The 6218-nt window shown below is 70.8% G+C and carries 6 protein-coding genes and 2 pseudogenes; 5 read left to right on the top strand and 3 right to left on the bottom strand.

What is annotated here, in order from left to right; translation table 11 throughout:
* Positions 1–71: 71 nt before the first annotated feature.
* Both NJ376_RS22375 and NJ376_RS22370 read right to left on the bottom strand, forming a co-directional pair.
* A pseudogene (locus NJ376_RS22375) lies at positions 72–275 on the bottom strand (IS481 family transposase); the annotation flags it as partial.
* Positions 276–430: 155 nt separating this feature from the next.
* Complete coding sequence (locus NJ376_RS22370) at positions 431–1186, bottom strand: SDR family oxidoreductase (protein ID WP_252955508.1); 756 nt, start codon at positions 1184–1186, stop codon at positions 431–433.
* A gap of 132 nt (positions 1187–1318) precedes the next feature.
* Between NJ376_RS22370 and NJ376_RS22365 the strand changes: the two genes are divergently transcribed.
* Positions 1319–2212 carry an AraC family transcriptional regulator gene (locus NJ376_RS22365; RefSeq protein ID WP_252955507.1) on the top strand — a complete coding sequence of 298 codons (894 nt, stop codon included), beginning with the start codon at positions 1319–1321 and terminating at the stop codon, positions 2210–2212.
* Positions 2213–2314: 102 nt separating this feature from the next.
* Here the strand turns inward: NJ376_RS22365 and NJ376_RS22360 are convergent, their stop codons facing one another.
* Complete coding sequence (locus NJ376_RS22360) at positions 2315–2893, bottom strand: YqaA family protein (protein WP_252955506.1); 579 nt, start codon at positions 2891–2893, stop codon at positions 2315–2317.
* Between the two features lie 309 nt (positions 2894–3202).
* On the opposite strand from NJ376_RS22360, the gene NJ376_RS22355 reads away from it, so the two are divergent.
* From NJ376_RS22355 to NJ376_RS22340, 4 genes and pseudogenes are all read left to right on the top strand, one after another.
* Positions 3203–4396: an MFS transporter gene (locus NJ376_RS22355; protein WP_252955505.1), complete on the top strand. Its 1194-nt coding sequence runs from the start codon at positions 3203–3205 to the stop codon at positions 4394–4396.
* A 166-nt stretch (positions 4397–4562) separates the two neighbouring features.
* A complete protein-coding gene (locus NJ376_RS22350) occupies positions 4563–5024 on the top strand; it encodes a hypothetical protein (RefSeq protein ID WP_252955504.1) in 462 nt (153 codons plus the stop codon).
* Positions 5025–5034: 10 nt separating this feature from the next.
* The gene (locus NJ376_RS22345; protein ID WP_252955503.1) at positions 5035–5667 is read left to right on the top strand and encodes an aspartate/glutamate racemase family protein; all 633 of its coding nucleotides are present in this window, start codon (positions 5035–5037) and stop codon (positions 5665–5667) included.
* Positions 5668–5794: 127 nt separating this feature from the next.
* Positions 5795–6218 (top strand): annotated as a pseudogene (locus tag NJ376_RS22340) (IS5 family transposase); the annotation flags it as partial.

Here is a 6218-nt window from a genome sequence, read left to right as displayed (position 1 = left end):
GGCGAACTCGAAAGCATGGCAGAGGAATGGCTGCTTGCTGGCCAGCATCTGCTTGATGTCCTCGGGCGTCCATCCTCGACCGACAGGACGGTCGATCTGGGCTCCTGAGGGCCGGTGCGCCGGTCGGAGACGGAGGTGCGCTTCCTCCACTTGGCCACGGTCTTCGGGGTGACCCCGTAGCGGCTGGCGAGCCCTCTCAGGCTCTCTTGACTATGCTGGATCGCTCGACGGATCGCCGCTGTCGTTGTGGCGCTCCCATGATGAACCGGGCCCATAGCGCGTCCTTCCACGCCTGCTGGAAGACCGCCCCATCAAACCCCGGGATCAAACAGCTAGCCGTCACCTCCGACCGCGCACGGGGCTGACGGACTCCGCCAGCCGCCGATGGCATGAGGCGGTTGGGGGCAGGCGGAGGCCTGCCCCGCCCGGGTCAGATGGCCTGGCCGCCCGAGACCTCGATCCGCTGCGCGTTGACCCAGCGATTCTCCTCACCCAGCAGGCTCGCGATCATCGGGCCGATATCGTCCGGCACGCCGACGCGCCCGAGTGCCGTCATCCCGGCGAAGACCTTGTTGAGGTCGGGCATGTCGCGCACGGCGCCGCCGAGGAAGTCGGTCTCGATGGCTCCGGGCGCGACGACATTGACCGCGATGCCCCGGCTGCCCAATTCCTTCGCCATGTAGACGCTGAGTACCTCGATCGCGCCCTTCACGGCGGCATAGGCCGCAAAGCCCGGATGGGAGAAGCGGGTGAGGCCGGAGGAGAGGTTCACGATCCGCCCGCCATCCGCGATCAACGGCAGCAGCGCCTGGGTCAGGAAGAAGACGCCCTTGAAATGCACATCGACCAGGCGGTCGAATTGCGCCTCGGTGGTGTCGGCGATCATGGCCATGTCGCCATGGCCGGCATTGTTGACGAGATGGTCGAAGCTGTCGCGCTGCCAGGTCTCGCGCAGGGCGGCGCGCAGCCGGCTGGCGAAATCGGCAAACCCGGCGGTGCTGCCGGTATCGAGCTGCAGCGCCACCGCCTTGCGGCCCAGGGCGGCGATCTCCGCCACCACGGCCTCGGCCTCGACGCTGCGGCTGTGGTAGGTGACGACGACATCGCCGCCGCGCCGCGCGATGCTGAGCGCGGTGTTGCGGCCAAGCCCGCGGCTGGCGCCGGTGACGAGCGAAATCTTGGTCATGGCAGGCTCCTCTGACTGGGGTGGTCCCAATATCGGCCCGGGAAGCCGGGCCATGTTGCCCGCGGCTCGCCCTTGCTTGCCTGATCCTCTCAACTCTAGCCCCGGCACGCGCCGATCCGCTATGGTGACGGCATGACAGGCACCCTGCTTGGCTGTGTCCGCCGCCATACCGAGGCGCATGCCGGCCAGTCGGGCTACGCGGCCACGCCGCTGCCGGGCCTGGCGACGGTGCGCGCAACGGCGCCGAGCGGGCTGATCCACGACCTCTCGCGGCCGCTGGTCTGCCTGGTGCTGCAGGGTGGCAAGCAGGTCACCATGGGGCGGCACAGCGTCAGCTTCGGGGCCGGGGATTCGCTGCTGATCACCGCGGATGTGCCGACCGTCAGCCAGATCACCTGCGCCAGCTTCGTCGCCCCCTATCTCTCCTTCGTGCTCGAGCTCGACCTGGCCATCGTTGCCGACCTCGCGCTGCGGATGCAGGGCGCGCCGGTCGAGGAGGGCCCGGCGGTGCGCATCGAGCGGACCGATGGGGAGACGGCGGATGCCGCCCTGCGCCTGATGCGCCTGGTGGAGCGGTCGGACCCCGACCCGGTGCTGCATGCGCTGCGGCTGCAGGAGATGCATTACTGGCTCATGGCGGGGCGGCTCGGGCCGGCCATTCGCCGGCTGGGTTGGCCCGAGGGGCCCAGCCAGCGCGTGGCGCGCGCCATCGCCGTGCTGCGACGCGACTTCGCCCGCCCCCTGCCGGTCGAGGCGCTGGCCGATGTGGCGGGGATGAGTCCCTCCAGCTTCCACCGGCATTTCCGGGCCATCACCTCGCTGTCGCCGCTGCAGTTCCAGAAGCGGCTGCGCCTGATCGAGGCGCGGCGATTGATGTCGGCCGAAGGGCAGTCGGCAAGCAGCGCGGCCTATGCTGTCGGCTATGAAAGCGTGCCGCAATTCACCCGGGAGTATGGGCGGATGTTCGGTCTGTCCCCGGTCCGCGATGTCGAGAGGATGCGGAACGAGGTCCGGGCCGCTGCCTGATCGGCCGCGGCTGATCGCGTGCAAGCCGCGCGCCTGAAGGGGATGGCCAGGCGACCCTGCCGGCCCATGCGCCACGCCACCTTCACGCATTGCCGCAGCCGGTCACACGTAGCGCAGCGCCAGGAACCCCAGCACGATGCCGGCGGCGGCCGCCGTCGTCACCAGCGTCAGCCGCTTCTCGATGAAGCCCTGGATCGGCGGGCCGAAGCGGCGGATCAGCCAGGCCAGCAGGAAGAACCGCGCCCCGCGCGTCGCGATGCTGGCAGCGAGGAAGATGGGGAAGCTGAACTGCGCCGCGCCGGAGGCGATGGTCACGATCTTGTAGGGGATCGGCGTCAGCCCCTTGATGAGGATGACGAGGGCGCCCCAGCGCTCATACCAGCCCTGGAAGCGCAGCAGTGCATCGGCATGGCCATAGGCGCGCAGCACCGGCTCGGCCAGCGCCTCGAACAGGTAGTAGCCGATGGCATAGCCGAGGATGCCGCCGAGCACCGAGGCAATGGTGCAGATCAGCGCGTAGCGCCAGGCCCGCTCCGGCCGCGCCAGGCACATCGGGATCAGCATGGCGTCGGGCGGGATGGGAAAGACGCTGCTCTCCGCGAAGCTCACCACCGCCAGCCAGGCAGGCGCCTTCGGATGCCCGGCCAGCCGCAACACCCGGTCATAGAGGCTTCGCAGCATTCCCTCGTCCTTCGCAGCCGGGCGCGGCTTCGCACACCAGCGCCGGGGGTGCAATTCACGGCGCATTGCCCCGCGCCGGCCGCATGCCTCCGCCCCCGGGCCATGCGGCACCCGGGCTTGTAACGGGCTGGTGCGGAATGGGACACAAGCAGCCCAGGTAACCATTCGGACCCGGCATCGCCCGCCCCTTCCGCGCCCCGGCGCCCCGGGGACGGCGCTCTGGCCGGCACGCCGCGGAGGATGCGCAGCATGGCAGGTGCAGGCAGGGCGGCGACGCCCCCAGGAGAAAGCAGGGGGGCGAGCCCCGCCGTGGCGGTCGGCCTGCTGCTGGCCTGCGGCGTCATGACCGCGGCGCTGGCCATGGGGCTGCGCCAGAGCTTCGGCCTCTTCCTCGCCCCCATGACGACGGCGAAGCAATGGGGCGCGGCGGATTTCTCCTTCGCCATCGCCCTGCAGGTGCTGGTGAACGGCCTCACCCAGCCGCTCTGGGGCCAGCTCGCGGACCGCATCGGCGGCCGCCGGGTGGTGATGCTGGGCGCCGCGCTGCAATGCGTCGGCGTGCTCGGCATGGCGCTGACGGATAGCCGGCTGGTCTTCACCCTCTTCGCCGGCCTCGCGGTCGGCGCCGCGGTCTCGGCCGCCGGCATGCCGGTCATCATGGCCAGCCTTACCCGCCTGCTGCCGGAGACGCTGCGCGGCCGTGCCACCGGGCTCGGCACCGCCGGCTCCTCCTTCGGGCAGTTCCTGGTGGTGCCGCTGGCGCATCTCGCGATCGCCAGCTTCGGCTGGCAGGCGGCGCTGGTGATGGTCGCGCTGACCTCCCTGGCAATGATCCCGCTCGCCCTGCCGCTGAACGACCGGCCGGCCCCCGTGGTGGCCGGCGCTCCGGCCGAGGAGACGGCGCGGGCGGCGCTGGGCCGGGCCTTCCGTACCCCCTCCTTCTGGTTCCTCTTCTTCGGCTTCTGGGTCTGCGGGCTGCACGTCTCCTTCATGGCGGTGCACCTGCCGGGGTTCGTTGCCTCCTGCCACCTGCCCGCCGCAGTGGGCGCCGGGGCGATCAGCCTGATCGGGCTGTTCAACGTGGTGGGTTCGCTGAGCGCCGGGGAGATCTCCGGCCGCTGGTCGCGGCGCGGGCTGCTGGTGGGGATCTACGCGCTGCGCGGCGTCGTCATGGCGGTGTTCCTCTTCGTCGAGAAGACCACCGCCTCCGTGCTGATCTTCTCCGCCGCGATGGGGGTGCTGTGGCTTTCCACCGTGCCGCCCACCGTGGCGCTCTGCGCGCGGAATTTCGGCACGCGCTGGCTGGCGACGATCTTCGGCCTGGTCTTCCTCGGCCATCAGCTCGGCGGCTTCACCGGCGCCTGGCTGGGCGGGCTGATCTTCGACCGGACCGGCAGCTACGATTTGATGTGGTCCCTCTGCATCGCGGCGGCGGCCTTCGCGGCGCTGGTGCATCTGCCGGTGCGGGATGGGGCGGCCAAGGCGGTGCTGGCCCGGGCCTAGGGTTGGGGAAGGGCTTTGCCCTCCCCCAAGCCCCCTCCCAGCAAAGGCCGAAGGGCCTCTGGAAACCGTGAGTTCGGGGGAACGGCGCGGCCCCCTGCCGGGGCCCTCGGTTCCCGGCGGCCCGGAAGGGGGCTAGAAGAACCCAGTGACTTGTGCGGAGAGAAGCATGCGGCGTTGGGTGATGCTCCTGGTCCTTGGGCTGCCGCTCTCGGCCACGCTGGATGCGGGGGCGCAGCCACGCCCCGGCCCGCCGCATGAATGGAGCTTCGGCGCCTGGACCGGCGGCATCTTCCCCCCGGGCGACGGCAACGACACCCCCGCCTGCTTCGGCAGCCCGGTGGTGATCTTCACCCGGGACGTGGTGATGCGGGCGACGCCGCTGGATGTCGCCTACCGCCAGCGCAATATCGAGACGGTGGCGGGGACGCCCAATGGCGGGCTGGAATTCCGTTTCACCCCCGCCCCCCCGGTGATGAGCGCCATCGGCCCCCGCCCGGCCAATGATGCCGGCTTCGGCTGCGAGGGCGGGCCGAACGTGCTGCGGGTGGAACGCCGCGGGCCGGACGAGATCGTCTTCCCCAATTGCAGCGAATTCCCCTCGCCGCTGAAGCGCTGCGTGACGAAGTAAGGGGCCCGTCATGCGCATCGCGCTGATCCACGCCCTCCGCCACTCCCCGCCGCCCATCGAGGCCGCCTTCGCCCGCGCCTGGCCGGAGGCGACCCTGATGAACCTGCTGGACACCAGCCTCTCGGCGGACCTCGCCAGGGCCGGCCGGCTGGATGCGCGGATGACGGAGCGCTTCCTGACCCTGGCCCGCTACGCGACCGGCACGGGGGCGGAGGGGATCCTCTTCACCTGCTCCGCCTTCGGCCCCTGCATCGAGGCGGTGGCGGAAGCCCAGGCCCCACTGCCGGTGCTGAAGCCGAACGAGGCGATGATCGAGGAGGCCTGCGCCGCCGGGAAGCGCATCGGCCTGCTGGCCACCTTCGCCCCGACCCTGGACAGCATGCCACCGGAATTCCCGGAAGGCGTGACGGTGGTGCCGAAGCTGGCGGAGGGTGCGCTCGCCGCCCTCGATGCCGGCGACGCGGCGGAGCATGACCGGCTGGCGGCCGAGGCGGCGAAGTCGCTGGCGGATTGCGACGTCATCGCCCTGGCCCAGTTCAGCCTGGCCCGCGCCGCCCCGCTGGTGGCCGCGGCGACGGGGAAGCCGGTCTTCACCACGCCGGACAGCGCGGTGCGGAAGCTGAAGCGGCTGCTGGGGGCCTGATCGGCCAGGCCGGATCGGCCGGAACCTGACGATGAGCCGGAGCGGGACAGGGGAGCGGAGCCCAACCGATCCCGCTTTGGCGGCTTAGAGCCCCTGACGAAACCTGACTTGGTGCGTTGGGGACGGGATGGCTTGTCCGTTTGTTTTTGGTGGTCTTTGGGAGGTAGTGGCGCCCTTGCTGCCGCCGCCCCGACCCAAGCCGAAAGGAGGTCGGCCGCCCATTTCGGACCGTGCGGCGCTGACCGGCATCAGCTTCGTCCTCAAGACCGGCATCCAGTGGGAAGACCTGCCTGCTGAGATGGGCTGCGGGTCGGGCATGACCTGCTGGCGACGGTTGCGGGACTGGCAGGCGGCAGGCGTGTGGGCTCGCCTGCACCCGCGTGCTGCTGGAGCGGCTGCACGGCGCCGACAAGTTGGACTGGAGCCGGGCCTCGCTGGACAGCGCCTCTGTTCCGGCGAAAAGGGGGGAGCGGCAACCGGCCCAAATCCGACGGACCGCGGCAAAGCAGGCACCAAGCGGCACGTCGTGGTCGACGGCCATGGCACCCCGC

It is taken from the genome of Siccirubricoccus soli (assembly GCF_024178315.1).
Classification (GTDB): Bacteria; Pseudomonadota; Alphaproteobacteria; order Acetobacterales; family Acetobacteraceae; genus Siccirubricoccus; species Siccirubricoccus soli.
The sequence above is the reverse complement of the archived record's forward strand: the minus strand, read 5'-3'. Positions and strand labels throughout refer to the sequence as shown.